We start from the raw sequence: 25,371 nt of genomic DNA on the forward strand, positions 1-25,371 counted from the left end.
GGCCGAGGCCGGGCCCCGGGAAACGGGGTTGGCCGGAGTACGACGCGGCCCGTGTCCGAGAAGTCCCGCCCGGCCCGCGACGCCCCGCACCCTCACTTGCCCTGGGGGTAGGCGGTCACGGTGACCGTGACGGTCGCGGTCGGCCGGGCGCCTCCCCCGCTGCCGCCCGCCGGGGCCCTGGGCGGCTCGGAGGGTGAGGGCGCGGCGTCGCAGTTGCCGAGCATCGTGGCGCGGAAGACGGTCTTCCCGCCCGCCTTCGCGGTCATGTCACCGCTGACGCACTGGCCCTTGACCTCGCGGTCGACCTTGCCGGCGAGGCTGATGTCCTCGCCGTCCTTGGTGCGTCCGTTGCATTCGACGTCGGCGACCCGGCTGACGGCGGTGGACGGACCGGTCCGGGAGGCGGCGCTCGCGCCCCCGCCGGCGGTCCGTGCCGTGCAGCTCAGCCACTGCACGTTCACCCCTTCGTGCTCCAGCGCGCGGGTGGCGGTCCGGTCGGTCGTCACGGCGATGGACGCGGAGTTCAGGCCGTCGACCGGATCGCAGGCCGTCAGTCCGGCGACGACCGCGCCCGCCAGGCAGATCACGGCCGGAAAACGACGGATCCTTCGATTGCGCCATGCCCTTGATGTCCCCATACGGGCAGCTTCCCACCGCTCCTGACGGTGCGGTAGACGGATTGCGGCCAGAACCGGCCAAGGTTCCGGGAAACGGCCCGATTCATGACCATCGGCCGGTGCGCCCCAGCAGCAGGGCCGTCGCCGCGGTGCCCGCCGTCGAGGTGCGCAGTACGGTCGGTCCGAGCCGGCAGGTCCGGGCCCCGGCAGCGGCGAACGCGGCCAGCTCGTCGGGCGAGACGCCGCCCTCCGGGCCGACGACCAGCACGATCTCGCCCGCTTCGGGCAGGGCGACGGTGGCCAGCGGTTCGCTGTCGTACCCGCGGTCCTCGTGCAGTACGGCCGCGAAGTCGGCTGCGGCCAGAAGTGCGGCGACCTGCTTGGTCGTCATCGCGTCCGCCACCTCCGGGAACCGCACCCGGCGCGACTGCTTGCCGGCCTCGCGGGCCGTGCCGCGCCATTTCGTCAGGGCCTTCAGGCCCCGGTCGCCCTTCCACTGGGTGATGCAGCGCCCGGCCTGCCACGGCACGATCGCGTCGACGCCGGTCTCCGTCATCGTCTCGACGGCGAGCTCGCCGCGGTCACCCTTGGGCAGGGCCTGGACGACGGTGATGCGGGCGCCGGGGCGGGGTTCCTCGTGGACGGGGTCCAGACCGGTGAGCACCAGCCGGTCCTTGCCCTCGGCGGCCGTCACCACACCTTGCGCCCAGCGGCCCCGGCCGTCCGTCAGGACGACGTCCTCACCGGCGCGCAGACGTCTCACCGAGACGGCGTGCCGTCCCTCCGGCCCCTCCAGGACGAACCCCGGGCCCGTGGGCATCTGTTCGACGACGAAGACGGGTGCCGTCACTGCGTGCTCCTTGTGCTCACTGCCGCCCGTGCGGCGTCGATTTCCTCGGCGAGCAGCGCGACGAGCCGGCCGGCCGTCAGCTCGCGTGCCATCCGGTGTCCCTGGCCCGCCCAGAGCGCCATGCCCTGCGCGTCCCCGGCCTTGGCCGCCGCCTTGCGCAGCGGTGCGGTCAGCTGGTGGATCTGCGGGTAGGCGGCGGGGGCGTACGGCCCGTGCTCGCGTACGAAGCGGTTGACCAGGCCGCGGGCCGGGCGCCCGGAGAAGGCGCGGGTCAGGGTGGTGCGGACGAACAGCGGATTGGTCAGGGCCTGCTTGTGCAGCAGATGGGCGCCGGACTCGGGGCAGATGAGGAAGGCGGTGCCGAGCTGCCCGGCATCGGCCCCCGCCGCGAGCACGGCGGCGATCTGGGAGCCGCGCATGAGCCCGCCGGCGGCGATGACCGGGATCTGCACGGTCTCGCGCACCTGGGCGACCAGGCTGAGCAGCCCGGTCCCGACGCCGTCGGCCTGCGGGTCGTCGCGGTGGGTGGACTGGTGGCCGCCCGCCTCGACGCCCTGGGCGCAGACCGCGTCGGCGCCCGCCCACTGCGCGGCCTGGGCCTCCTCGGGCGTGGTGACCGTCACGACGGTGTACGTGCCCACCGCGGCGAACGCGTCGAGGGTGTCGCGGGTCGGGCAGCCGAAGGTGAAGGAGACGACCGGGACCGGGTCCTCCAGCAGGATGGCGAGCTTGGCCTCGTAGCCGTCGTCGCCGCCGGAGTCGGTCTCACCGAGCGGGGTCTCGTACCAGGTGGCCTCGCCCGCGAGCTGGTGCCGGTACACCTCGACGGCGCTCGGGTCGGCGAGATTGGGCTGCGGCATGAAGAGGTTGACGCCGAAGGGCTGGCCGGTCAGTCCGCGGACCTGCTTGATGTCGTTGTACATGCCGTCCGCGGTCTTGTACCCGGCGGCCAGGAAGCCGAGTCCGCCCGACTCGGCCACGGCGGCGACGAGCTGCGGGCAGGAGACGCCGCCCGCCATCGGGGCCTGCACGATCGGATACCGGCAGAGATCGGTCAACGCGGATGGCATGACGGCATGGTGTCATGTCCTTCCTGTCCCGTGATGCGCACCCCGTGGCCACGTTATGTCCGCAATGCCGTACGGGCCCGGAAATCCGGGCCCGTACGGTGTCGAAGCGTGGGACTAGCGCCCGTTGAACGCGTCCTTCAGCCGGGAGAACAGGCCCTGCTGACCGGGCTGGAACTGGCCGGTGGGCCGCTCCTCGCCGCGCAGTTTCGCCAGCTCCCGCAGGAGGCGTTCCTGTTCGGGGTCCATCTTCGTCGGGGTCATGACCTCGACGTGCACGATCAGGTCGCCGCGGCCGCCGCCCCGCAGGTGGGTGATGCCGCGCCCGTGCAGCGGGACGGACTGGCCGGACTGGGTGCCCGGCCTGATGTCGACCTCCTCCAGGCCGTCGAGCGTCTCCAGCGGCACCTTGGTGCCGATGGCCGCCGCCGTCATGGGGAGGGTGACCGTGCAGTGCAGATCGTCGCCGCGCCGCTGGAACACCGCGTGCGGCAGCTCGTGGATCTCGACGTAGAGATCACCGGCCGGGCCGCCGCCGGGGCCGACCTCGCCCTCGCCCGCGAGCTGGATGCGGGTGCCGTTGTCGACACCCGCGGGGATCTTCACGGTGAGGGTGCGCCGCGAGCGGATGCGGCCGTCGCCGGCGCACTCCGGGCAGGGGGTCGGCACGACCGTGCCGAAGCCCTGGCACTGCGGGCAGGGCCGCGAGGTCATGACCTGGCCGAGGAACGACCGGGTGACCTGGGAGACCTCGCCGCGGCCGCGGCACATGTCACAGGTCTGGGCCGAGGTGCCGGGTGCGGCGCCCTCTCCGCTGCACGTCGTGCAGACGACGGCCGTGTCGACCTGGATGTCCTTGGTCGTGCCGAAGGCCGCCTCGGAGAGGTCGATCTCCAGCCGGATCATGGCGTCCTGGCCGCGCCGGGTGCGCGAACGGGGTCCGCGCTGCGACGCCGTGCCGAAGAACGCGTCCATGATGTCGGAGAAGTTGCCGAAGCCGCCCTGTCCGAAGCCGCCCGCGCCACCTCCGCCGGAGGCGGACAGCGGGTCGCCGCCGAGGTCGTAGACCTGCTTCTTCTGGGCGTCCGACAGCACCTCGTAAGCGGCGTTGATCTCCTTGAACCGCTCCTGGGTCTTCGGGTCGGGGTTCACATCCGGGTGCAGCTCGCGTGCGAGCCGCCGGAAGGCCTTCTTGATCTCGTCCTGGGAAGCGTCGCGGCGCACGCCGAGTACGGCGTAGTAGTCCGTGGCCACCTACGACTCCGCCAGGATCTGTCCGACGTAACGTGCCACTGCGCGTACCGCTCCCATCGTTCCGGGGTAGTCCATGCGGGTCGGTCCGACCACGCCGAGTTTGGCGACTGCTTCGTCGCCCGAACCGTAGCCGACCGCGACGACGGACGTGGAGTTGAGGCCCTCATGGGCGTTCTCGTGCCCGATTCGTACGGTCATGCCCGAGTCCGTTGCCTCGCCGAGCAGCTTCAGCAGTACGACCTGCTCCTCCAATGCCTCCAGCACCGGCCGGATCATCACAGGGAAGTCGTGCCCGAAGCGGGTGAGGTTGGAGGTGCCGCCGATCATCAGCCGCTCCTCCGTCTCCTCGACGAGGGTTTCGAGCAGGATCGAGAGCACGGTGGACACGGTCGTCCGGTCCTCGCTCTCGAAGGATTCCGGCAGGTCCTGCACCAGTTGCGGGACGTCCGCGAAACGGCGTCCCACCACCCGGCTGTTGAGCCGGGCCCGCAGATCGGCGAGAGCGGTCTCACCGAACGGCGTCTGGCAGTCGACCAGCCGCTGTTCGACCCGGCCGGTGTCCGTGATCAGCACGAGCATCAGCCGGGCGGGGGCCAGCAGGAGCAGTTCCACGTGCCGCACCGTCGAGCGGGTCAGCGAGGGGTACTGCACGACGGCGACCTGCCGGGTCAGCTGCGCGAGCAGCCGTACGGTACGTCCCACGACATCGTCGAGGTCGACCGCGCCGTCGAGGAAATTCTGAATGGCCCGGCGTTCCGGCGACGACAGGGGCTTGACGCCCGCGAGCCGGTCGACGAAGAGCCGGTAGCCCTTGTCCGTAGGGATGCGTCCCGCGCTGGTGTGGGGCTGGGCGATGAAGCCCTCGTCCTCCAGCACCGCCATGTCGTTGCGGACGGTGGCCGGGGAGACCCCCAGCTTGTGCCGCTCCGTGAGCGCCTTGGAGCCGACGGGCTCCTCGGTGCCGACATAGTCCTGGACGATGGCGCGCAGCACTTCGAGTCTGCGTTCGCTGAGCATCGCGCACACCTCCAGCTGTCTACCTCGGTCGATCTCGGGTCGTTCCCGGGACTTCTCCTGGCACTCTGTCCGTTCGAGTGCCAGCAATTCCCCGGTCAGTGTACGGCGACGGGGTGGGCCCCTAGCAAGGGCGACCGGCCACGCTACCCCGAGACCGCGCAGGTCGTTGCCGATAGCGTCGTCGTATGGACGTCGCTTGGGAAGAGTTCGGCTGGGAGCGGTTGGGTGACGGAGTGGGCCGGCGGCGGCTGCCCGGCTGGGACGCGACGGTCGCACTGGTGGTCGGAGCGGGCGGGGCGCTTCTCTACGACACGGGTTCGACGCTCCGGGAGGGCGTCGAACTGCGGACCGGGGCCGAGCGGCTGCTCGGGCGGAGGGTGACACATATCGCACTGAGCCATCCGCACTTCGACCACGTGCTGGGCACGGCCGCCTTCGCCGGGGCCCGGGTGTACGGGGCGGCCGGTCTGACGGACCTGCTGCGGGCCGGGGCCGACGGCCTGCACCGCTCCGCGGTCGCGCACGGGGTGTCCGAACACGACGCGGCGGAGGCCGTGGACGTGCTGGTGGCCCCGCACCACCAGGTGTACGGGGAGTGGACGCTCGACCTCGGCGGCGGCCGTCAGGTGCTGCTGGCCGACGTGGGCCCTGGGCACACCGGCCACGATCTGGCGGTGCTGGTGCCCGGCTCGCCCGCGGTCGTCCTCTGCGGCGACCTGGTCGAGGAGTCCGGTGAACCGCAGGCGGGGCCGGACGCGGTCGTCTCCCGCTGGCCGGCCGCGCTGGACCGGCTGCTGGCACTGGGCGGCGAGGACGCGGTGTACGTACCCGGGCACGGAGCGGTGGTGGACGCCGCGTTCGTCCGGGCGCAGCGCGACGCGTTGGCCGGGCTCTTCGCGGCCTGAACGGCACGGGCGGCGCCCCCTCCGGCGTGTCGTGAGGCCGGGCCGTCCTATCGTCGTGCGATGCGCAGCTATCAGCCGGACCTGACCCCGCCGTGGAAGAAGTCCGCCCCCGCCCCCGAGGTGCCCGCCGATCCGGATCTGGTCGTGGAGGAGGCCGTCACCGGCTTCTGCGGTGCGGTGATCCGCTGCGAGAAGACGGCCGCGGGCCCGGCGGTGACCCTGGAGGACCGGTTCGGCAAGCACCGGGTCTTCCCGATGGAGCCGCGCGGCTTCCTGCTGGAGGGCCGGGTGGTGACGCTGGTACGGCCGTCGGCCGGCGGCCCCGTCCGGCCCGCCCGTACGGCCTCCGGCTCGGTGGCGGTCCCCGGAGCGCGGGCGCGGGTGGCGCGGGCCGGGCGGATCTACGTGGAGGGCCGGCACGACGCGGAGCTGGTCGAGCGGGTCTGGGGCGACGACCTCCGGATCGAGGGCGTGGTCGTCGAGTACCTGGAGGGCATCGACGACCTGCCGGCGATCGTGCGCGAGTTCTCGCCGGGCCCGGACGCGCGCCTCGGCGTGCTGGTCGACCATCTGGTGCCGGGTTCCAAGGAGTCCCGCATCGCGGCACAGATCTCGGACGGGAACGTCCTGGTGGTCGGTCATCCGTACATCGACGTGTGGGAGGCGGTGAAGCCGTCGTCCGTGGGAATCGGCGGCTGGCCGGTGGTGCCGCGCGGCCAGGACTGGAAGACCGGCGTGTGCCGTTCGCTGGGGTGGCCGGAAAACACCGGTGCGGCCTGGCAGCGGATTCTGTCCTCGGTCCACTCCTACCGGGACCTGGAGCCCGAACTCCTGGGCCGCGTAGAGGAATTGATTGATTTCGTCACGCTTCCCGCCTGATGTCCGGCGGGTCTTCCCGCCAATCCCGGGCTGATCCCCACCATTGCCTGCGCACCACGCGCATCATCGGTTATTGAGTGGTTCCTGGCTCTTTTCGCGAGGGAAGGCACGGGGCGATGGTGCGCGAGGTATGGCGGGACAGTGCGGACAACGAGGCGGCCTCGGCCGTCTTCCACTTCGTGCAGCAGCTCATCGACCGCTACCGGGACAACCGGCCGGTGATGCCGCTGGTGGTCCTCCAGGCCGCCGACGCGGACGTCCCGGCCACCGTGGACGCCAGGGTCGAACAGATCGTGCGCCGGATCCACCACGCCAACCAGCTGCGCCGCGTGCCGCTGAAACTGCTCGACGGCCGTGGCGAGACGCCGTACGAGGCAGCGCTCGACATGGTCCGCACGCTGACCGAGAAGCCGTGGGAGACCCGGAGCAGCTCGCAGTACAAGCCCTTCGTCTTTCCCCGCTCGCGGCTGCTCGGCGCCATCGAGCAGGCCACCGCGGACGTGGTCCGGGAGCCGGACCCGGGCGGCTCACCCGATGACCGCGACGAACGGATCCTGGAGCAGCTGAGCACGCTGCGCTGGCGGGTCAGCCGGCGGGGCCCGCGCAACTGGCTGGGCGCGTTCAGGGAGTCGGTGCGGCCGGAGACGTTCCTCGGGGCCGTCGTCATCGCGGTGCTCGGTGTGCTGCTCGGCGAGATCGGCTGGGTGCCCACCACGCTGGTGGCCGTGGGCGCGGTGCTGGGCCTCGCGGTCGTCCGGCTGGTGACGACGTCGGCGCCGCCGCTGCTGTGGCTGCGGCGGGCCAGCAGATGGTTCGCCACCACGTCCTCGCTGGCCGCGGCCGGCACCGGATACCCGTCCGACGGCTGGTCCCGGTTCTCGCCCAGCGGGTCGTGGCGGGTCATCCGGGTCCGGGCCGCGGTGGTCGCCGGGCGGGTGGCGGACGCGGCGGCGGGCGACGAGCAGTCCCGCCAGTTCCATCTGGAGCTGCGGGTCCAGGCGCTGCTGGAGGACCTGCGGAACAACTACCGCCCCCACGCGCTGGACTGGCGGCGCGGGAAGCGCACCGTGCCGCCGGTGGTGTTCCTCCCCACCGCCTGCCAGAGCAACGGCGGCATCCAGCTGATCAACGCCATCAACAACGTCCGCTCCCGGCGCAGCGAGGTGGATCCGCTGCTGCTCCTGGCCTCGCTGCCGGCCGCCGAGATACTGCGGCACACCCCGCCGCTGCCCGCCGAGCCGCTGCCCACGCACACCGGCGCGGCGCGGGCCCGTTACGACAACTGGATCAGCCATCTCAGCATCGGCCAGTCCCCGACGGCCGCCGCCACGCTCGCCTGGGTGCTGCGGCTGCCGCTCTCGACCGAGCAGCTGACCCATGAGCACGCGCACGCGCAGCTGGTCACGACGCGCGTGCGCAGGACGTGGGTCTGGTGGGTGATGTCGCGTACGACCGTGGCGTGCGTCCTGGTCGGCGCACTGCTGGCGACCTTCCTGGTGAGCAGCCGGCTGGCGGACCGGTACTGCCACGGTCCGCTCACCGACGTGAACACGGACTCGGTGAAGCTCGTGGGTCCGGACGGCGGGCCGAAGGAGTGCATAGGCGTGTCGACGACCACGCGGGTGCGTTTCGCGTCGGGCAACGAGCTGTCGCTGGACGGCTCCGGCAAGGGCGTCACCTTCGACCGGATCGAGCGGGCGGTGGCGCGGGAGAACGCCGCCATCATGCCCGGGGACGACTACGTCACCGTCATCTACGCGGGCCCGTTCACCGCCACGTCCCCGGAGGGCACCCGTAAGGCCCTGGAGGAGCTGACGGGCGTGTATCTGTACCAGCACCACACCAACAAGCTGCGCTTCTCCGTCAAGCTCAAGGTGCTGACCGCCAACGGCGGGCAGGACATGCTCCAGCAGATACCGGCGGTGAAGAAGATCATCGAGGTGGCCCGGAAGGACCGTACGGTCGTCGGTGTGGTCGGGCTCGGGCGCGACACCACCGACAGTCCCCGGGCCACCGGGCTGCTTCAGAAGGCCGGTCTCCCGGTGGTGGACACGACCAACTCCGGCGGCTATCTGGCGAAGGACTACTCGAACTACTTCGGCATCGCGGCGACCGACGAGGAGCAGGCGGACGCGCTGGCCCTGGTGGCCGGGCAGGTGGCGGGGCAGGCGGCCGGGAAGTCCGCGAAGCCACGGGCCCGCGTGCTCTCCCGGCTGCTGGGCAACAACGACAAGGACCGCTACACGGTGGAGCAGCGCAAGGTGGGCAGCGCCATGCTGAAGAAGGCCGGGTTCAAGCTGTCCGACCCGTTGGAGTACAGCCTCGGCCGCCGCAACAGCGCCGATCTCGACGAGCCGGTCCAGAAGATCTGCGAGGCGGACCCGGCAACGGACGCCCTGTACTTCGCCGGCCGGGTCGAGGACGTCAACAATCTGATGGGCCGGCTCGCCCAGCGCTGCGCGGGAAAGCCGATCACGGTCTTCACCGGCGACGACCTGACCAAGGCGCGGTTCGACGAGAGCACGGATCTCGCGCAGGACGTCACGCTGTACCACACGGCGCTCGCCCCGATGAGCCGCGGCCGGGCCGACGGCTTCTACCCGGAGTCGCACCAGACGCTGGAGGGCCTGCTGCCCGCGGGCGGCGAGCTGCCGCGGCTGCCGGCCTCCAAGCCCTATCAGGACGGCCTGTTCGCCAGCGGGCAGTCGGTCATCTCGTACAGTGCGACGAGCGCCCTGTACGACGCCGCCAGCCACGGCGACAAGGTGAACAGCGCCGCCGAGACGTGGGCGAACCTGTACGCGGTGAACCTGCAGTCGATGCCCACCGGCACGATCACGTTCCGCGGCTTCATCCCGTACGAGGCCCAGTCCGGCCACGGTCTCGACGTCGTCGAGATCACATATCCGGACGGCCGGATCCACAGCAGGATCATCTGCGGCCGGCCGGCCGGGGCGCACAAGGTCACCCCCGCCGGCTGCCCGGTGGGGTGAGCCGCCTGCTGTCCGCCCCCGGTCCTGTTCTCAGTCCACCAGGTCGCGCACCACGGCGTCGGCCAGCAGCCGCCCCCGCAGGGTCAGCACGGCCCGGCCGTCGCCGAACGGCCCGGACTCCAGCAGACCGTCGTCCACGGCCCGCCGGGCCGCCGTGAGCCCGGCCGGGGCGAGCAGGGACAGCGGGCAGCCGTCGGAGAGCCGCAGCTCCAGCAGGATGCGCTCGACGCGGCGGTCCTCCGCGGAGAGGATCTCGCGTCCCGCCCCCGGCGAGCGCCCCTCGGCCAGCGCCTGCGCGTACGCCCCCGGGTGCTTCACGTTCCACCAGCGCACGCCGCCGACGTGGCTGTGCGCGCCGGGTCCGGCACCCCACCAGTCGGCGCCGCGCCAGTACAGCTCGTTGTGCAGGCAGCGGCCCTCGGGCGTCCGGGACCAGTTCGACACCTCGTACCAGGAGAAGCCCGCCGCGGCCATCGCCTCGTCCGCGATCAGATAGCGGTCGGCGTGCGCGTCGTCGTCCGTCATCGGGATCTCGCCGCGCTTGATCCGGCGGGCCAGCTGGGTGCCCTCCTCGACGATCAGGGCGTACGCGGACACGTGGTCGGGTCCGGCGCCGATCGCCGCGTCCAGCGAGGCCCGCCAGTCGTCGTCGGACTCGCCCGGAGTGCCGTAGATCAGGTCGAGGTTGACGTGGTCGAAGCCGGCCGCCCGCGCCTCGGCGACACAGGCCTCGGGCCGGCCGGGGGTGTGCGTGCGGTCGAGGATCTTCAGTACGTGCTGCCGGGCGCTCTGCATCCCGAAGGAGATCCGGTTGAAGCCGCCCTCGCGCAGCTCGGCCAGGTACGCCGGGCCGACCGACTCCGGGTTGGCCTCGGTGGTGATCTCGGCGTCGTCCGCGAGCCCGAACTCCTCCCGGATCGCGGCCAGCATGGCGACGAGGTCGGCGGCGGCCAGCAGGGTCGGCGTACCGCCGCCGACGAAGACCGTACGGACCGGCCGGGGGTCGTCCCCGAGGACCTTGCGGGCCTGGCGGACCTCGCCGATCAGATGGGAGGCGTAGTTGTCCCGGGAGGCCAGCGCACCCCCGGAGCCGCGCAGCTCGGTCGCGGTGTAGGTGTTGAAGTCGCAGTAGCCGCAGCGGGTCGCGCAGTACGGCACATGCAGGTAGAAGCCGAGCGGCCGCCCTGCGGCGCCTTCCAGGGCATGGCGGGGCAGCGCCCCGTCGTCGGGCACGGGCTCACCATCGGGCAGTACGGAAGGCATACCGTCCATTGTCGCGCGCCGCCCGGCAACCGGACGCCACCCCGGATTCCGGCCGCACGCCCCGCGGGCGCTACAGGGCCTGGAGGACCAGCAGCGCCAGGTCGTCGTCCGGCGGGCGCTCGGCGAAGGCGTGCACCGCCTGGTTGATCCGGTCCGCGATCCCCTCGGCGCTCAGCCCGGTGCAGTCGGCCAGCGCCTGCGCCAGGCCGTCGTCGTCATCGAACATCACCGGGCCGGAGCGTCGCTCGGTCACCCCGTCGGTGACGCACAGCAGGCTGTCGCCGGGGGCCAGGTCGAAGCTCTGGCTCTCGTACGTGGCGTCGTCGACGACACCGAGCAGCAGCTGCGGTTCGGCGGCGATCCGCACCGTGCCGTCGGGGCGCAGCAGCAGCGGCAGCGGGTGGCCCGCGCTGGCCAGGGTGCAGCGCGCGCCGCCGTCGGGCAGCGGCACGAGCTCCCCGTACAGCAGGGAGAGGAACCGGGGTCCGCTCTCCGCCGACTGCTGGCCGCCCGCGGCGGCGACCATCAGCGCGGCCGCCTCGGCGGCCTCCATCGCGTCGTCGAGGAGCAGCCGGTTGAGCCGGACCAGGACCTCTCCGACCTGGAAGCCCTCACGGGCCAGCAGCCGCAGCCAGGGGCGGGCGAGGCCGGTGACGACGGCGGCCTCGGGGCCGCTGCCCTGGACGTCGCCGAGGACGAAGCACCAGCGGTCGTTCGGGCACGGGAAGATGTCGTAGAAGTCACCGCCGACCACTCCGTCGTCGCTGGGTTCGTACACCAGTGAACTGGCGACGCCCGGTATGTCCGCGACCTTGCTGGGCAGCAGTCCGCGCTGGAGGATGCGGCTGATGGTGGCCTGCCGAGTGTAGGCGCGGGCCGCGCCCACGGCGAGGCCGACCCTGCGTACGAAGTCCTCTATCAGGGCCGTCACCTCGTCGGGGACGCGGGCGATGCCCTCGCGGCCGACGAGCACGGCGCCGAGGGTGCGGCCGCCCGAGGTGATCCGGTACGCGAGCGCGACGCCCTCGCTCCCGTCCGGCTTCTCCCCGTCCTTCTCCCCGTCCTCCGCGCTGCCGGGCCACGGAATCGAGACGGGTCCGGTGCCGACGCGCTCGGGGAGCCGGAGCGGGTCCCCCTCCAGCACCTCGCGCAACGGGTCCGTGCGGGTCTCGTCGATGTGCCACACCTTGGCGAGCCGAGGGACGGCCGCCCTGCCGCCGCTCTCCGGCTCCAGCCAGATCGCGCACCAGTCGGCGAGCCTGGGTACCAGTAACTGTCCGGCGAGCGCGGCCACGATGTCCTCGTCGAGCTGTCCGGCCAGCAGGTCGGAGGCCTCGGCGAGGAACGAGAGCGCGCCGCGCCCGGCCCAGTCCGCGTCGTCCCGCAGGGCGCGCCGGGCGGTGGGGGCGAGGAGCTCGGCCGCGCGCAGCCCGTGCTGGAAGCCGGGTTCCGCGCGGGCGTCGGTGAAGGGGTTCCAGTCGTCGACGGGGAGCCGGGCCCAGACGGTCTTGAGGCCGGTGCGGTAGGTGATGCCCCAGCGTTCGGAGAGGGTGGCGACGAGTTCCAGTCCGCGCCCGTACTCGGCGGGCTCTCCCGGACCGGCCGCGTTGCCCGGTGCGGCGCCGTTCTCGCTGCCGTCGCTGCGCACGGCGCGGGCCGGATGGTGGTCGGAGACCTCCAGCACCAGCGCCGACGCCTCGTCCTCCGTCGCCTCCTCCAGCCGGAAGAGCAGCTCGACGTTGGTCCCGGCGTGCACGACGGCATTGGTGACCAGTTCGCTGACGATCACCGCCGCGTCGTCGGAGAGCCGGTCGCTGAACCCCACGGCCGCGGGCAGGCCGAGCCCGCTCCACTCGGCGAGCGCGGCCGCGACGAACCGCCGGGCCGCGGCGGGCGCGAGCAGGTTCCCGGGCAGGCTCGTGCGGGCGGCCGGCTGGGTGCCCGTGGACGCGACACTGGTTCCGGGACGCTGCACGATGTCCCGCTGCAAGGGAATGGACCCCACAGGGCTGCTCCTGACCTGTTCTCGCTCTGCCTGTTCTCGTTCTGCCTGTTCTCGTTCCTGGCCCACTGATGACAGGGACAGAGTGACAGATCGGCCCAGCCCATACGCGTCGAGTTACCGAAGTGAGCGGAGAAGTACGGAGAGAAGCGGGCGCCGGAACGGGCGCGGGGACGACGGCCCGGCCCCCGCGCCGGAACGCGGGGGCCGGCCGGCCGGAGCGGGCCGGCGGGCCGCCGTCACGCCTCGCGGGAGCCCGCGTACATGTCCTCGATCAGGTTCTTGTAGGCGCGCTCGACGACCGGCCGCTTCAGCTTGAGGCTGGGCGTCACCTCGCCGTGCTCGATGTCGAGGTCGCGCGGGAGCAGCCGGAACTTCTTGATGGTCTGCCAGCGCTGGAGCCCCTCGTTGAGGCGCTTCACGTAGCCGTCGATGAGCTCGACGGTCCGCGGGGAGGCCACGACGTCCGCGTACGACTTGCCTTCCATGCCGTTCTCGGCGGCCCAGCCGAGGATGGTCGGCTCGTCGAGGGCGATCAGCGCGGTGCAGAAGTTACGGTCCGCGCCGTGCACCAGGATGTTGGAGACGAACGGGCAGACCGCCTTGAACTGGCCCTCGACCTCGGCCGGGGCGATGTACTTGCCGCCGGACGTCTTGATCAGGTCCTTCTTGCGGTCGGTGATCCGCAGATAGCCGTCCACGGACAGTTCGCCGATGTCGCCGGTGTGGAACCAGCCGTCGGCCTCCAGCACCTCGGCGGTCTTCTCCGGCAGCCCCTGGTAGCCCTCCATCAGACCGGGGCCGCGCAGCATGATCTCGCCGTCGTCCGCGATCCGTACCTCGGTGCCGGGGAGCGGCTTGCCGACCGTGCCGGTGCGGTAGGCCTCGCCCGGGTTGACGAAGGAGGCGGCGCTGGTCTCGGTGAGGCCGTAGCCCTCCAGAATGTGGATTCCGGCGCCCGCGAAGAAGAAGCCGATGTCGGGTGCGAGGGCCGCGGAGCCGGAGACGCAGGCGCGGAGCCGGCCGCCGAATGCCTCGCGGATCTTCGCGAAGACGAGGGTGTCGGCGACCTTGTGCTTGGCGCCGAGCGCGAAGGGCACGGAGGCGGTGCCGGTGCGCCGGAAGTTGTCCTGGGAGACCTTCGCGTACTCGCGGGCGACCTCTGCCGCCCACTGGAAGATCTTGTACTTGGCCGCACCACCGGCGCGGGCCTTGGCCGCGACGCCGTTGTAGACCTTCTCGAAGATACGGGGGACGGCGGCCATGTACGTCGGCTGGACGATCGGCAGGTTCTCGATGATCTTGTCGACCCGGCCGTCGACGGCGGTGACGTGTCCCACCTCGATCTGGCCGGAGGTGAGGACCTTGCCGAAGACGTGCGCGAGCGGCAGCCAGAGGTACTGGACGTCGTCCTTGTTGATCAGCCCGGTGGAGACGGTGGCCTTGGCCATGTACGACCAGTTGTCGTGCGGCAGCCGTACGCCCTTGGGGCGGCCGGTGGTGCCCGAGGTGTAGATGAGGGTCGCGAGCTGTCCGGGGGTGATGGCGTCGACCCGCTCGGTGATCGCGGCCGGGTTCTTCGCCAGGTGCTCGGTGCCCAGGGCCTCCAGGTCGGCCAGCGTGAGGACCCAGCCCTCGGGGTCGCCCTCGGCGGGTCCGGCGCCCTCGGCGTCGATGACGACGACATGGGCGAGGTCCGGCAGCTCGGCGCGGCGCTCACGGGCCTTGGCCAGCTGTCCGGCGTCCTCGGCGATCAGGACCCGGCTGTCGGAGTCGGAGAGGATGAACGCCGACTCCTCGGCGTTGGTCGAGGGGTAGATCGTGGTGGTCGCGGCGCCCGCGCACATGACGCCGAGGTCGACGAGGATCCACTCGACCCGGGTACTGGCGGCGAGCGCGATGCGCTCCTCCGGCCGCACCCCCAGCGAGATCAGCCCGGCCCCGATGGCGTACACCCGCTCGGCGGCCTGCGCCCAGCTGAGCGACTTCCACTCGTCGGCGCCCTGGCCGCCGGCCGCGGGGACGGGGTAGCGGTAGGCCTCCGCGTCCGGGGTGGCGGCCACCCGGTCGATGAAGAGGGTCGCCACGGACGGCGGACGGTTCTCGATCATGGTCTGTGTGTCGCTCACGACATCCTCCGGGCCTACGGCAGTGCTTCACGACCGGCTGCTGGTTCGCGGCTTGCTCGCCGCGCGTGTCTGGGTGCTTGGTCCCGCTTGTTTAACTCATGAGTAACTACGAAGTCGTGATCAGGGTAGAGCGCCCGCGTCCGCCGCGTAAGGGGCAATCGAACCCCGCTTCATAACGAACGGGCCCCCGCGTTCACAACGAACGGGCCCCCGCGCCGCAGCGTTCTGCGATGCGGGGGCCCGTTCGGCCTACCGATCAGTAGGGTCGACATGCGGGGGACGTACTACTTCTTGGCCTTGCTCTCCCCGGCGGACTCGTCCGTCGACAGCACGGAGATGAACGCGTCCTGCGGTACCTCGACGTTGCCGACCATCTTCATCCGCTTCTTGCCTTCCTTCTGCTTCTCCAGCAGCTTCCGCTTACGGGAGATGTCACCGCCGTAGCACTTGGCGAGGACGTCCTTGCGGATGGCGCGGACGGTCTCACGGGCGATGACCCGGGAGCCGATGGCCGCCTGGATCGGCACCTCGAAGTTCTGCCGCGGGATCAGCTTCTGCAGCTTGGCGACGAGCCGGACGCCGTACGCGTACGCCTTGTCCTTGTGCGTCACAGCGGAGAACGCGTCGACCTTGTCGCCGTGCAGCAGGATGTCGACCTTGACGAGGTCGGCGGACTGCTCGCCGGTGGGCTCGTAGTCGAGCGAGGCGTAGCCGCGGGTCTTGGACTTCAGCTGGTCGAAGAAGTCGAAGACGATCTCGGCGAGCGGCAGGGTGTAGCGGATCTCGACCCGGTCCTCGGAGAGGTAGTCCATGCCGAGGAGGGTGCCGCGGCGCTGCTGGCACAGCTCCATGATCGCGCCGATGAATTCGCTGGGCGCCAGGACCGTGGCCCGGACGACCGGCTCGTGCACCTTGTCGATCTTGCCCTCGGGGAATTCACTCGGGTTGGTGACGGTGTGCTCGCTGCCGTCCTCCATCTCGACCCGGTAGACCACGTTGGGCGCGGTGGCGATGAGGTCGAGGCCGAACTCGCGCTCCAGCCGCTCCCGGACCACGTCGAGGTGGAGCAGCCCGAGGAAGCCGACGCGGAAGCCGAAGCCGAGCGCCGCGGAGGTCTCCGGCTCGTACACCAGGGCGGCGTCGTTGAGCTGAAGCTTGTCGAGGGCCTCGCGCAGGTCCGGGTAGTCCGATCCGTCCAGCGGGTACAGACCCGAGAACACCATCGGCTTGGGGTCCTTGTAACCCCCCAGCGCCTCGGTCGCCCCCTTGTGCAGGGAGGTGATCGTGTCACCGACCCTGGACTGCCGGACGTCCTTCACCCCGGTGATGATGTAGCCGACCTCGCCGACGCCGATGCCGTCGGCCGGGGTCATCTCCGGGGAGGAGACCCCGATCTCCAGCAGCTCGTGGGTGGCACCGGTGGACATCATCCGGATGCGCTCGCGCTTGTTCAGGGAGCCGTCGATCACACGGACGTACGTCACGACGCCGCGGTAGGAGTCGTAGACCGAGTCGAAGATCATCGCGCGGGCCGGGGCGTCGGCCTTGCCGACGGGCGCCGGGACGTCCCTGACCACGCGGTTCAGCAGCGCGTCCACGCCGACACCGGTCTTCGCGGAGACCTTGAGCACGTCCTCGGGCTGGCAGCCGATGAGGTTGGCCAGCTCCTCGGAGAACTTCTCGGGCTGGGCGGCCGGCAGGTCGATCTTGTTGAGCACCGGGACGATGGTGAGGTCGTTCTCCATCGCCAGGTAGAGGTTGGCGAGGGTCTGGGCCTCGATGCCCTGCGCGGCGTCGACCAGCAGGACCGTGCCCTCACAGGCCGCGAGCGACCGGGAGACCTCATAGGTGAAGTCGACGTGCCCCGGAGTGTCGATCATGTTGAGGACGTGGGTGCTGCCCTGGTCCTCGCCGACGGTGGGCGCCCAGGGCAGCCGGACGGCCTGGGACTTGATGGTGATGCCACGCTCGCGCTCGATGTCCATCCGGTCGAGGTACTGAGCGCGCATCTGCCGCTGGTCGACCACACCGGTCAGCTGGAGCATCCGGTCGGCAAGGGTCGACTTGCCGTGGTCGATGTGCGCGATGATGCAGAAATTGCGGATCAGCGCCGGGTCGGTACGGCTCGGCTCGGGCACGTGGAGAGGAGTCGCGGGCACGCAGGGTCCTGATTCTTGAGACGCCGAACGCCGTGTCTCGGGTCGATGTCGGGTCGGTCGGATCTGTACTCGGATCTGTACGTAGCTTCCATCGTCCCACGCCTGCGGAGCGGAGACCGGTTTGGGCCGGTCGGAGCGCGGCTGCTACCGTGGACAGCTGTGCCTCGTGGCTTTCCGGCCACAGGGCGCACATCGAAGATCCAACGAACCTGAAAAGGCTCTTTCGTGGCGAACATCAAGTCCCAGATCAAGCGGAACAAGACCAACGAGAAGGCGCGCCTGCGCAACAAGGCCGTCAAGTCGTCGCTCAAGACCGCAATCCGCAAGGCCCGCGAGGCCGTCGTTGCGGGTGACGCCGAGAAGGCCAACCTGGCCGTCCGCGACGCCTCCCGTGCGCTCGACAAGGCTGTCTCGAAGGGTGTCATCCACAAGAACGCCGCCGCCAACAAGAAGTCGGCGCTGGCCACCAAGGCTGCCACCCTCCAGGGCTGAGCATTCCCGATGTGATCGCCGGAACGGACTCAGCGGGCCCTCTCTCCCGCTCCTGACCGGCACCCCGCGCCGCACACCGAACCTGCGTTCGCCACGCGGGTGCGGCGCACCAAGCAGAGACCGAAGGCCCCGGCCGCAGCCCTCCCCAGGGCGACGACAGGGGCCTTCGTCATGCGCGTATGCCTGGTCCAGGGTGTCAGCCTCGGAGCGTCGGCAGGGACCTTCGTCAGCCTCCGCGTGTCGACAGGGCCTTCGTCTCATGCGCGTATGCCTGGTCCAGGGCGGGGGCTGCGCTTCACGGTCCGGTCCGGCCACATCAAGCCCGTCCGGCGATTGAGGACGCCACGAACCGCAGGTTCAAGCCCGTCCGGCGATTGAGGACAGCGCGTACGGCCGGACGCACCCGGCGTCCACGGGACCGCCTTGCCCAGGACCACCACTACCGCACCCGCGCCCCCGGCCACCGCCACCACTACCGACCCGCCCGCGCAGCCCGCGCCACCGCCACCACGGCCTTCTCCAGCGCGTACGCCGGATCGTCCCCGCCCCCCTTGACCCCCGCATCCGCATCCGCGACCGCCCGCAGCGCCACCGCGACCCCGTCCGGCGTCCAGCCGCGCATCTGCTGACGCACCCGGTCGATCTTCCAGGGCGGCATCCCCAGCTCACGGGCGAGATCCGCCGGCCGCCCCCCGCGCGCCGACGACAGCTTGCCGATCGCCCGCACGCCCTGCGCGAGCGCGCTGGTGATCAGGACGGCTGCCACTCCGGTCGACAGCGACCAGCGCAGGGCCTCCAGCGCCTCCGCCGCCCGCCCCTCGACCGCCCGGTCGGCGACCGTGAAGCTCGACGCCTCCGCGCGCCCCGTGTAGTAGCGCCCGACGACCGCCTCGTCGATCGTGCCCTCGACGTCCGCGACGAGTTGCGACACCGCACTCGCCAGCTCCCGCAGATCGCTGCCGATGGAATCGACCAGCGACTGGCACGCCTCGGGCGTCGCCGAACGCCCCAGCGCCCGGAACTCACCCCGTACAAAGGAGAGCCGCTCCGCCGGCTTGGTGGTCTTCGGGCAGGCGACCTCCCGCGCGCCCGCCTTGCGCGCCGCGTCCAGCAGTCCCTTGCCCTTGGCGCCACCCGCGTGCAGCAGCACGAGCGTGATCTCCTCGACCGGGTCGTCCAGGTACTTCTTGACGTCCTTGACCGTGTCGGCGGAGAGATCGTGCGCGTTGCGCACGATCACCACCTTGCGTTCGGCGAAGAGCGACGGGCTCGTCAGCTCGGCGAGCGTGCCCGGCTGGAGCTGGTCGGACGTGAGGTCGCGGACGTCCGTGTCGGCGTCGGAGGCGCGGGCCGCCGCCACCACCTGCTGGACGGCGCGGTCCAGGAGCAGGTCCTCCTGGCCCACGGCGAGCGTGAGCGGGGCGAGCGGGTCGTCGGTGGAATTCCTTCTGGTGGCCATCGCCGTCCAGCATCCCACGCCCCACTGACAACCCGGCCGGGCGCCGTGCGGACACCGTTGCCCGGACACCGAGGCCCGGACGCCGCTGCCCGTACCGGAGAATGGTCGGGTGAGCGATGTGAGACATGTACTGGTGCTGCCCGACCGCGACACGGCGCAGGAGGTGGCGGGCGAGCTGTCCGACCGGTTCGGGGTCACCGAGGAGCCGCAGCTCGTGCGCGACGCGCTGGCCGGCGAGGACGACGCCGAGGACGCCCAGTGGCTGGTGGTCGTGGAGGACCCGGACCGACGGCTGGACGCCTCGGCGCTCGACGGGTTCGCCGCGGAGTACGAGGGGTGGCTGGAGGCCCCGTAGGGGGCGTCCGGGCGGGCTCAGCCCTTCGGGACGATCTGGATGTCCATGTCGATGGAGATGCTGGAGCCGACGGCGGCTATCCCGCGGGCCAGCATGGTCTGCCAGGTGAGGGTGAAGTCCTCGCGGTGCAGTTCGGTGGTGGCCCGGCAGGCGGCCCGCGTCTCGCCCTCCAGGCCGTTGCCGAGGCCGAGGTACTGGGTGTCCAGCGTGACCGTACGGCTCACGCCGTGCAGGGTGAGCGCGCCGCTCACGCCCCAGCGGGTGCCGCCGCGGTGGACGAACCGGTCGCTGTAGAACTCCAGCGTCGGGTAGCGGCCGACGTCGAGGAAGTCGCCGGAGCGCAGGTGGTCGTCGCGCATCCGGACGTTCGTGTCGATCGACGCGGCGTCGATGATCACGTGCATGGCCGAGTTCTCCATGCGGTCGGCGATCCGGACCGCGCCCGCGAACGTGTTGAACCGGCCGTGAATACGGGCCATCCCGATGTGCCGGGCCGTGAAGCCGATCTGCGAGTGCATCGGCTCGATCTCCCACTCGCCCGGGTCGGGCAGCTGTGGGGGCGCCGACACCTGAAGGGTGACATCGCCCGGACCCGCGTGCTCGCCCTCGGCGATCGAGACCGATCCGTGGAACGGGGTGAAGCCCTCGGCCGTGACGGCGAGCCGGTACTCCCCCGCCGGGACCGTGGCGAGGACATTGCCGTACGGGTCCGTCTCACCGGAGACGATCTTGCGTCCCGAGGCGTCCGTGACCACGAACTCGGCCTGCCGTACGGCCTCGTTGACCGGGTCTAGCACCCGGCAGCCGAGGACGCCGGCCGATTCCGGTACGGCGAGTCCGGCGAGGGCGCTGCCGCGCGCGGCACCCGTCGCCCCCTTGTTTCCCATGCTTCCCAGCCAGCGGCCGAACATTTTCACGTACTCCCGGGGGCGCGTTCACCTTGGGGCCGGGTGGCTGGACTTCGTTGTCGGAGCAGCGGCCCGCCGACGAGCATCCATTCGATCACCCTTGTGGCGTTCGAGGCAAACAGGGCATCTCGCCGGCGCTTGGGTGGAGGTGTTACCGAAGGTCCGAATTGATCACTCCGTTTGTGTGTGTCACCCGTCCGACGCGGACGCACCGGCCCCGCGGGCGGTGGGCAGCCGGTCGAGGCGCAGTCCGAAGTGCTCACGGTAGGCGGAGAGCACCTCCTCGTCGCTCCCCAGCGGTGTCTCGTGGCGCTCGGCTCCGACCGTCGTGACGAGCTTCCGGCCGCTGAGCGTGATCCGGCCGGCGGCGGTGAAACGGGAGCAGACCGGGGACCGGGTGAAGCCGGAGTCGGGTGAGGTGCGGTGGTACCAGGCGCCGGCCCGGAAGTCCGCCAGCGCCCGGGGCCGGGGATCCAGAAGGAACTGCGGCGCACCGTCACGGAGCACCTCGACGTCCCCGTGGTCCTCGCCGTCGGCGCCGTCGGCGGGGGCCCGACCGATCCGGAAGGTGCCGCGCGGGTCCTCCTGGTCCGTGCGGTCGTCGAGTGCGAGCGGCTGCTGCGCGTGGTCGCCGAAGCCGACGTCCGCGAGCCACGGACCGGTGCCGTCGTCCGTCCCCACCCGGAGCGCCAGGTGGTCGTAGGGAATGCCGAGCTTCCCTCCGTCCCCGTAAACCCGGGCCTGGAGCAGCGTGACGTCGAAGCCCAGCTCGCGCAGCAACCAGGCGAAGGCCCCGTTGAGTTCGTAGCAGAACCCACCGCGGCGATCCGCCACGATCTTGTCGAGAAGCGCCTGCTCCTCCAGCACGATGTCCTCGCCGAGATGGATCGAGAGGTTCTCGAAGGGCACGGCGGTGAGGTGGCGCAGTTGCAGCTCGCGCAGTGCCGCCGCGTCGGGGCGGCCGGGCCTGGTGGCGCCGATGCGTGCCAGGTAGGAGTCAACGGTGTGCGGCAGGTGCGGGTCCATACCGGCAGTCTGTCCTGGGGGCCGGGGACCCGCCATGAGCCGGTGGTCCTAGGACCGGCGGCGGAGGCACGGTGCAGGTCGCACTGACTAGCGTGGGGGACATGACGAAGCAGGAGCCGGCCCGCAGCCGGGAGCAGCGCAAGCAGGATGTGCTCGATCGCCTGGAGAAGGACGAGGACGCCTGGGTGTCCACCGCCTCGGCGGACGGGGTGCCGACCCTGGTGCCGTTGTCGTTCGTGTGGGACCGGGGGACGTTCCTGATGGCCACCCGGCGCACCAACCCCACCGCGGTCAACGTGACGCCGGCCGGGCACGCCCGGATCGCCGTGGGCCACACCCGTGACGTGGTCCTCGTCGAGGCTACGGCCGAGGTGATCGAGGGGGCCGACCTTGCCACGGAGTCGGGCGACGCCTTCGCCGCCAAGCTCAACTGGGACCTGCGGGGCCGCCCCGCCTGGGTGTACCTGCGCTTCACTCCGACCGCGCTCAAGGCGTGGCGGGAGGAGAACGAGCTGGCCGGCCGTGAGCTGATGGCCGCAGGGCGGTGGCTGGACTGAGCAGTCGGTCACGACCGGCCCACCGCCCGCAGTCCCGGCCCGGCGCCCGTCACCGCGATCGCACCGTCCCTGTCGGTACGGAGCACCACCGCTCCCCCGGCCTTGAGCGCGTCGACGGTACGGGCGGCCGGATGCCCGTACGGGTTGTCCCGGCCCACGCTGATCAGGGCGAATCTCGGGTGCGCGGTCCGCAGCAGGGCGGCGTCCTGGTACGCGGAGCCGTGGTGGGCGACCTTGAGCACATCCACGCGCGGGAGCGCCGGGTAGTTGCGCAACAGGCTCTGCTGGGCCGGAGGTTCGAGGTCGCCCGGGAGCAGCAGAGTGAGTCCGCCGGCCCGTACGAACAGGGTGACGCTGGCATCGTTCGGCTCCTGCGGTACGGGACCGGCCGCCGGACCCGCCGACGCACCGCCCACCGGCCACAGCACCTGCCAGTCGAGCGTGCCGATCCGTCGTCGCTCGCCGGGCACTGCCCGCACCACGGGGATACGGGCCGCCGCGGCCGTTCTCGCCACGAACGCGGCCTGTTCCGGCGGTTCGTCCAGGCTCGTCGTCTGGATCGCGCCCACCTCTCTGCCCCGCAGTACACCGGGCAGGCCCCGGACATGGTCGGCGTGAAAATGGGTCAGCAGCAGCAACGGAACGCGAGTGATCCCCAGGTCGCGCAGGCACCGGTCGGCCGGCCGGGGATCCGGCCCGGTGTCGACGACCACCCCCGATCCGGGCCCCGCCGCGAGCACCAGGGCATCGCCCTGACCCACGTCGCACATCGCGAACGCCCAGCCGGGCGGCGGCCATCCGGTCAGCACCCGGGTCAGCGGCACCGGGCGCAACACCGCGAGCACCAGGAGCAGCGCCGCGGCCGAACACACCCAGGGACGGCGTCCGATGCGCCGGGCGAACAGCACCACCAGCCCGGTCAGCACGGCCAGCAGGAGTGCGCCCGGCCGGCCGTCGGGCCAGTCGATCTCCGCGCCGGGCAGCGCCGCCCCGGTCCGGGCCACGGAGGCGATCCACCCGGCCGGCCACCCCGCCACCCGGGCGAGCAGTTCGGCCGCCGGCATGGCCACCGGGGCCAGGGCCAGCGTGGCGAACCCGAGGACCGTGGCCGGCGCCACCGCGAGCTCGGCCAGCAGATTGCACGGGATCGCCACCAGGCTCACCCGGGAGGCGAGCAGCACCACGACGGGCGAGCACACCGCCTGAGCCGCCGCCGCGGCAGCCAGTGCCTCGGCGAGCCGGAACGGCAACCGGCGCCGTTGCAGCGCGTCGCTCCACCGAGGGGCGATGGTCAGGAGCGCGCCGGTGGCCAGGACCGACAGGACGAATCCGTAACCGCGCGCCAGCCAGGGGTCGTAGAGCACCAGCAGCAGAACGGCGGCGGCCAGCGCGGGGATGAGTGTTCTGCGCCGCCCCGTGCCGATGGCGAGCAGGGTGATCAGGCCGCAGGCCGCGGCCCGCAGCACACTCGGTTCGGGCCTGCAGACGAGCACGAAGGCGAGCGTGAGCCCGCCGCCGAGCAGGGCGGTCATCCGCAACGGGATCCCCAGCGCGGGTGCCAGTCCCCGGCGTTCGACCCGCTGCGCGCTGCCCGGCGGTCCGATCAGCAGGACGAGCAGGATCGCCAGATTGGCACCCGAGACTGCCATGAGATGGGTGAGATCGGTCGCCCTGAACGCATCATGCAGTTCCGGCGTGACCCTGGTGGTGTCGCCGACGACCAGTCCGGGCAGGAGCGCCCGCGCATCGGGGCCGAGTCCCTCGGTCGCAGTGCGCAGCCCGGCGCGCAGCCCGCCCGCCGTGCGCTGGAGAAGCGTGGGCGGGCCGGTGACGCGGGGCGGGCCCTTGCCTTCGGGGCGGAGAACCGCGGCGGCCCGCTCCCCGCTGTGCAGCGGCGGCGCCAGCCGGCCACCGATGCGTAACCGGGTGGAGGGGAGCAGCCGCTGCCACTGCTCCGCCGCACCGCCGGGTGTGACGATGACCAGCACCGGCGTGCGCAGCCGGGCAGCCGTGCCGTCGGGCCTCGTCAGCCGGGTGATCTCGGCGTCCAGGAGGAGGGAGACGGGTGTGCTGTGGTCGCCGCGCACCCGGGGAAAGGTCTGCCGGGCGTCGGAGGTGAGGGTGATCTCTGCCTCGATCCTCGCGAACTGCCGGGCCAGTCCGGGCACCGGTCCCTGCCGCGCGGCGGCGCTGTGCAGTCCGGCCGACGCCGCCCCGGCCGCCGCGCAGAGCAGTACCGCCGCGGCGGCCGTCGTGTGCAGTCGCAGCCTTCCGAGTCGAAGACTCCCGTCACGGGTGGGGTGCGGTCGCTGCCGTCCATGACCTGCCGCGTGCAGTCGCAGCCTTCCGTCACCGGTGGGGCGCGGTCGCCGCTGCCCATAACCTGCCACGTGCAGTCGCCGTCGTACGCCGGCCGTGCTGTCCCCGTTGCCGTCCGGCGCTGCGCGTGCGGCGCGTGCGGCGCGTGCGGGTGGGCCCCCTGGCACGGCCAGCAGGACCATGGCCGCCCCGAGACAGAGCACCACCCCCACCGCCACCCACCGGCCCGGCATGCCCACGGCCATCGCGGCACCGGCCCAGGCCCCCAGGGCCGGGGGAACCAGTCGCAGATCGGGCGGACCCTCCTGCCGCGGATCGGAGACCCCGAGCCGCCGGCCCGACGCCGCGTGGACGTCCCCGGCGCTCACGGTCGCACCAGTGGCTGAAGGTCGGCGAACCGGCGGTCGCCGATCCCGGTGACCTCGCGGAGTTCGTCGACGGACCGGAAACCACCGTGCTGGGCGCGGTAGTCGATGATGTGCTGGGCGAGGACGGGACCCACTCCGGGCAGGGCTTCGAGCTGATCGGCGGTCGCGCTGTTGAGGCTCACCGGTCCGGTGGTGCCGCCCGGGGCCGTCGGACCCGCACCGGCCCCCTCCGTACCGCCTGCGGCAACCGTGCCGGGCGGTGCGCCCACCAGGATCTGTTCCCCGTCCACGAGCACCCGGGCCCGGTTGAGGCCGTCGAGATCCACGCCGGGCCGGGCCCCTCCCGCCGCCCGCAGCGCGTCGGCGACCCGTGCGCCGGACGGCAGCCGGTGAATCCCGGGCCGGCGCACCTTCCCGCTCACATCCACCACGATCCGCCCGGCCGTCCCCCCGGCGGCGGGCGGCGGCCCGGGGGACGGCTCGGGCACACCGGCCCCGCCGGCCTCCGGGTCCGCGCCGGCGCGCGGTACGGGGGCGTGCCCGATCTCGCCGGCGGGATCGGGGGCGCGTACGCCTTCGGGGCGGGCGGACCAGAAGTGCATCGCGGCGAAGAGTGCCGCCGCGACCAGGACAACGGCGAGTGCGGCGAGGGCCTTTGGCTCCAGACCGCATCTGAGCTGCACCCACATAGGCAGCCGCTCCCGCAGCGCGGGAACAGCCCGCGCCCACCGCCTCTCCGGTTCCGCACGCCC

General features: G+C 71.9%; 20 protein-coding genes. 6 read left to right on the forward strand and 14 right to left on the reverse strand.

What is annotated here, in order from left to right; genetic code table 11:
- Positions 1–92: 92 nt before the first annotated feature.
- The 5 genes from ACZ6S6_RS04255 to hrcA all read right to left on the reverse strand — a co-directional run bounded on the left by ACZ6S6_RS04255 (position 93) and on the right by hrcA (position 4,805).
- Positions 93–587 (reverse strand): hypothetical protein, encoded by a 495-nt coding sequence (locus ACZ6S6_RS04255; RefSeq protein ID WP_469703762.1) that lies wholly within the window; start codon positions 585–587, stop codon positions 93–95.
- A gap of 133 nt (positions 588–720) precedes the next feature.
- Positions 721–1,467 (reverse strand): 16S rRNA (uracil(1498)-N(3))-methyltransferase, encoded by a 747-nt coding sequence (locus tag ACZ6S6_RS04260; RefSeq protein ID WP_362962619.1) that lies wholly within the window; start codon positions 1,465–1,467, stop codon positions 721–723.
- Complete coding sequence (locus tag ACZ6S6_RS04265) at positions 1,464–2,537, reverse strand: nitronate monooxygenase (protein ID WP_362962617.1); 1,074 nt, start codon at positions 2,535–2,537, stop codon at positions 1,464–1,466. Before ACZ6S6_RS04265 ends, ACZ6S6_RS04260 begins: the two co-directional genes overlap by 4 nt.
- Positions 2,538–2,651: 114 nt before the next feature.
- Complete coding sequence (gene dnaJ / locus ACZ6S6_RS04270) at positions 2,652–3,788, reverse strand: molecular chaperone DnaJ (protein WP_024495128.1); 1,137 nt, start codon at positions 3,786–3,788, stop codon at positions 2,652–2,654.
- Positions 3,789–4,805, reverse strand: coding sequence for a heat-inducible transcriptional repressor HrcA (gene hrcA, locus ACZ6S6_RS04275; protein WP_362962691.1), 1,017 nt, complete (start codon positions 4,803–4,805; stop codon positions 3,789–3,791). It abuts the gene before it with no gap.
- Between the two features lie 185 nt (positions 4,806–4,990).
- Here hrcA and ACZ6S6_RS04280 point away from each other — a divergent pair, with 185 nt between their 5' ends.
- The 3 genes from ACZ6S6_RS04280 (at position 4,991) to ACZ6S6_RS04290 (ending at position 9,582) form a co-directional block, all read left to right on the forward strand.
- Positions 4,991–5,710, forward strand: a complete 720-nt coding sequence (locus tag ACZ6S6_RS04280) for an MBL fold metallo-hydrolase (RefSeq protein ID WP_469703766.1) — start codon at positions 4,991–4,993, stop codon at positions 5,708–5,710.
- Between the two features lie 60 nt (positions 5,711–5,770).
- Positions 5,771–6,589, forward strand: a complete 819-nt coding sequence (locus ACZ6S6_RS04285; RefSeq protein ID WP_469703768.1) for a DUF3097 domain-containing protein — start codon at positions 5,771–5,773, stop codon at positions 6,587–6,589.
- Between the two features lie 116 nt (positions 6,590–6,705).
- Entirely contained in the window at positions 6,706–9,582 is a 2,877-nt protein-coding gene (locus tag ACZ6S6_RS04290) for an ABC transporter substrate-binding protein (protein WP_469703771.1), read from the forward strand.
- A 30-nt stretch (positions 9,583–9,612) separates the two neighbouring features.
- Here the strand turns inward: ACZ6S6_RS04290 and hemW are convergent, their stop codons facing one another.
- The 4 genes from hemW to lepA all read right to left on the reverse strand — a co-directional run bounded on the left by hemW (position 9,613) and on the right by lepA (position 17,135).
- Complete coding sequence (gene hemW / locus ACZ6S6_RS04295) at positions 9,613–10,854, reverse strand: radical SAM family heme chaperone HemW (protein ID WP_363072510.1); 1,242 nt, start codon at positions 10,852–10,854, stop codon at positions 9,613–9,615.
- A 61-nt stretch (positions 10,855–10,915) separates the two neighbouring features.
- A complete protein-coding gene (locus tag ACZ6S6_RS04300; protein ID WP_362962689.1) occupies positions 10,916–12,835 on the reverse strand; it encodes an ATP-binding SpoIIE family protein phosphatase in 1,920 nt (639 codons plus the stop codon).
- A 251-nt stretch (positions 12,836–13,086) separates the two neighbouring features.
- Positions 13,087–14,976 carry an AMP-dependent synthetase/ligase gene (locus ACZ6S6_RS04305; RefSeq protein WP_362962606.1) on the reverse strand — a complete coding sequence of 630 codons (1,890 nt, stop codon included), beginning with the start codon at positions 14,974–14,976 and terminating at the stop codon, positions 13,087–13,089.
- A gap of 284 nt (positions 14,977–15,260) precedes the next feature.
- Positions 15,261–17,135 carry a translation elongation factor 4 gene (gene lepA / locus ACZ6S6_RS04310; RefSeq protein WP_362962604.1) on the reverse strand — a complete coding sequence of 625 codons (1,875 nt, stop codon included), beginning with the start codon at positions 17,133–17,135 and terminating at the stop codon, positions 15,261–15,263.
- A 225-nt stretch (positions 17,136–17,360) separates the two neighbouring features.
- Here lepA and rpsT point away from each other — a divergent pair, with 225 nt between their 5' ends.
- Positions 17,361–17,627: a 30S ribosomal protein S20 gene (rpsT, locus tag ACZ6S6_RS04315; RefSeq protein ID WP_362962602.1), complete on the forward strand. Its 267-nt coding sequence runs from the start codon at positions 17,361–17,363 to the stop codon at positions 17,625–17,627.
- Between the two features lie 472 nt (positions 17,628–18,099).
- Here rpsT and holA read toward each other — a convergent pair whose 3' ends face one another.
- Positions 18,100–19,086: a DNA polymerase III subunit delta gene (gene holA / locus ACZ6S6_RS04320; protein WP_362962600.1), complete on the reverse strand. Its 987-nt coding sequence runs from the start codon at positions 19,084–19,086 to the stop codon at positions 18,100–18,102.
- Positions 19,087–19,195: 109 nt separating this feature from the next.
- Between holA and ACZ6S6_RS04325 the strand changes: the two genes are divergently transcribed.
- The gene (locus ACZ6S6_RS04325; RefSeq protein ID WP_469703777.1) at positions 19,196–19,441 is read left to right on the forward strand and encodes a hypothetical protein; all 246 of its coding nucleotides are present in this window, start codon (positions 19,196–19,198) and stop codon (positions 19,439–19,441) included.
- Between the two features lie 17 nt (positions 19,442–19,458).
- Here ACZ6S6_RS04325 and ACZ6S6_RS04330 read toward each other — a convergent pair whose 3' ends face one another.
- Together ACZ6S6_RS04330 and ACZ6S6_RS04335 are read right to left on the reverse strand one after the other, a co-directional pair.
- Positions 19,459–20,352, reverse strand: coding sequence for a YceI family protein (locus ACZ6S6_RS04330; protein WP_362962596.1), 894 nt, complete (start codon positions 20,350–20,352; stop codon positions 19,459–19,461).
- A 186-nt stretch (positions 20,353–20,538) separates the two neighbouring features.
- A complete protein-coding gene (locus ACZ6S6_RS04335; protein WP_469703780.1) occupies positions 20,539–21,375 on the reverse strand; it encodes an arylamine N-acetyltransferase family protein in 837 nt (278 codons plus the stop codon).
- Between the two features lie 101 nt (positions 21,376–21,476).
- On the opposite strand from ACZ6S6_RS04335, the gene ACZ6S6_RS04340 reads away from it, so the two are divergent.
- Positions 21,477–21,932, forward strand: a complete 456-nt coding sequence (locus tag ACZ6S6_RS04340) for a pyridoxamine 5'-phosphate oxidase family protein (RefSeq protein ID WP_469703782.1) — start codon at positions 21,477–21,479, stop codon at positions 21,930–21,932.
- A gap of 8 nt (positions 21,933–21,940) precedes the next feature.
- Here ACZ6S6_RS04340 and ACZ6S6_RS04345 read toward each other — a convergent pair whose 3' ends face one another.
- Entirely contained in the window at positions 21,941–24,619 is a 2,679-nt protein-coding gene (locus ACZ6S6_RS04345; protein ID WP_469703785.1) for a ComEC/Rec2 family competence protein, read from the reverse strand.
- Positions 24,616–25,308 carry a ComEA family DNA-binding protein gene (locus ACZ6S6_RS04350; protein WP_362962588.1) on the reverse strand — a complete coding sequence of 231 codons (693 nt, stop codon included), beginning with the start codon at positions 25,306–25,308 and terminating at the stop codon, positions 24,616–24,618. The genes ACZ6S6_RS04345 and ACZ6S6_RS04350 overlap by 4 nt, the downstream gene beginning before the upstream one ends.
- Positions 25,309–25,371: the final 63 nt, after the last annotated feature.

It is taken from the genome of Streptomyces sp. NPDC048671, from assembly GCF_055587045.1.

What these genes read in the sequence shown, in the direction of transcription:
- ACZ6S6_RS04280 (WP_469703766.1), top strand. Translation starts at nt 4,991, where the DNA reads ATGGACGTCGCTTGGGAAGAGTTCGGCTGGGAGCGGTTGGGTGACGGA.
- ACZ6S6_RS04285 (WP_469703768.1), top strand. Translation starts at nt 5,771, where the DNA reads ATGCGCAGCTATCAGCCGGACCTGACCCCGCCGTGGAAGAAGTCCGCC.
- ACZ6S6_RS04335 (WP_469703780.1), bottom strand. Translation starts at nt 21,375, where the DNA reads ATGGACCCGCACCTGCCGCACACCGTTGACTCCTACCTGGCACGCATC.
- hrcA (WP_362962691.1), bottom strand. Translation starts at nt 4,805, where the DNA reads ATGCTCAGCGAACGCAGACTCGAAGTGCTGCGCGCCATCGTCCAGGAC.
- ACZ6S6_RS04350 (WP_362962588.1), bottom strand. Translation starts at nt 25,308, where the DNA reads ATGTGGGTGCAGCTCAGATGCGGTCTGGAGCCAAAGGCCCTCGCCGCA.
- ACZ6S6_RS04290 (WP_469703771.1), top strand. Translation starts at nt 6,706, where the DNA reads ATGGTGCGCGAGGTATGGCGGGACAGTGCGGACAACGAGGCGGCCTCG.
- ACZ6S6_RS04330 (WP_362962596.1), bottom strand. Translation starts at nt 20,352, where the DNA reads ATGTTCGGCCGCTGGCTGGGAAGCATGGGAAACAAGGGGGCGACGGGT.
- hemW (WP_363072510.1), bottom strand. Translation starts at nt 10,854, where the DNA reads ATGGACGGTATGCCTTCCGTACTGCCCGATGGTGAGCCCGTGCCCGAC.
- ACZ6S6_RS04340 (WP_469703782.1), top strand. Translation starts at nt 21,477, where the DNA reads ATGACGAAGCAGGAGCCGGCCCGCAGCCGGGAGCAGCGCAAGCAGGAT.
- holA (WP_362962600.1), bottom strand. Translation starts at nt 19,086, where the DNA reads ATGGCCACCAGAAGGAATTCCACCGACGACCCGCTCGCCCCGCTCACG.
- ACZ6S6_RS04265 (WP_362962617.1), bottom strand. Translation starts at nt 2,537, where the DNA reads ATGCCATCCGCGTTGACCGATCTCTGCCGGTATCCGATCGTGCAGGCC.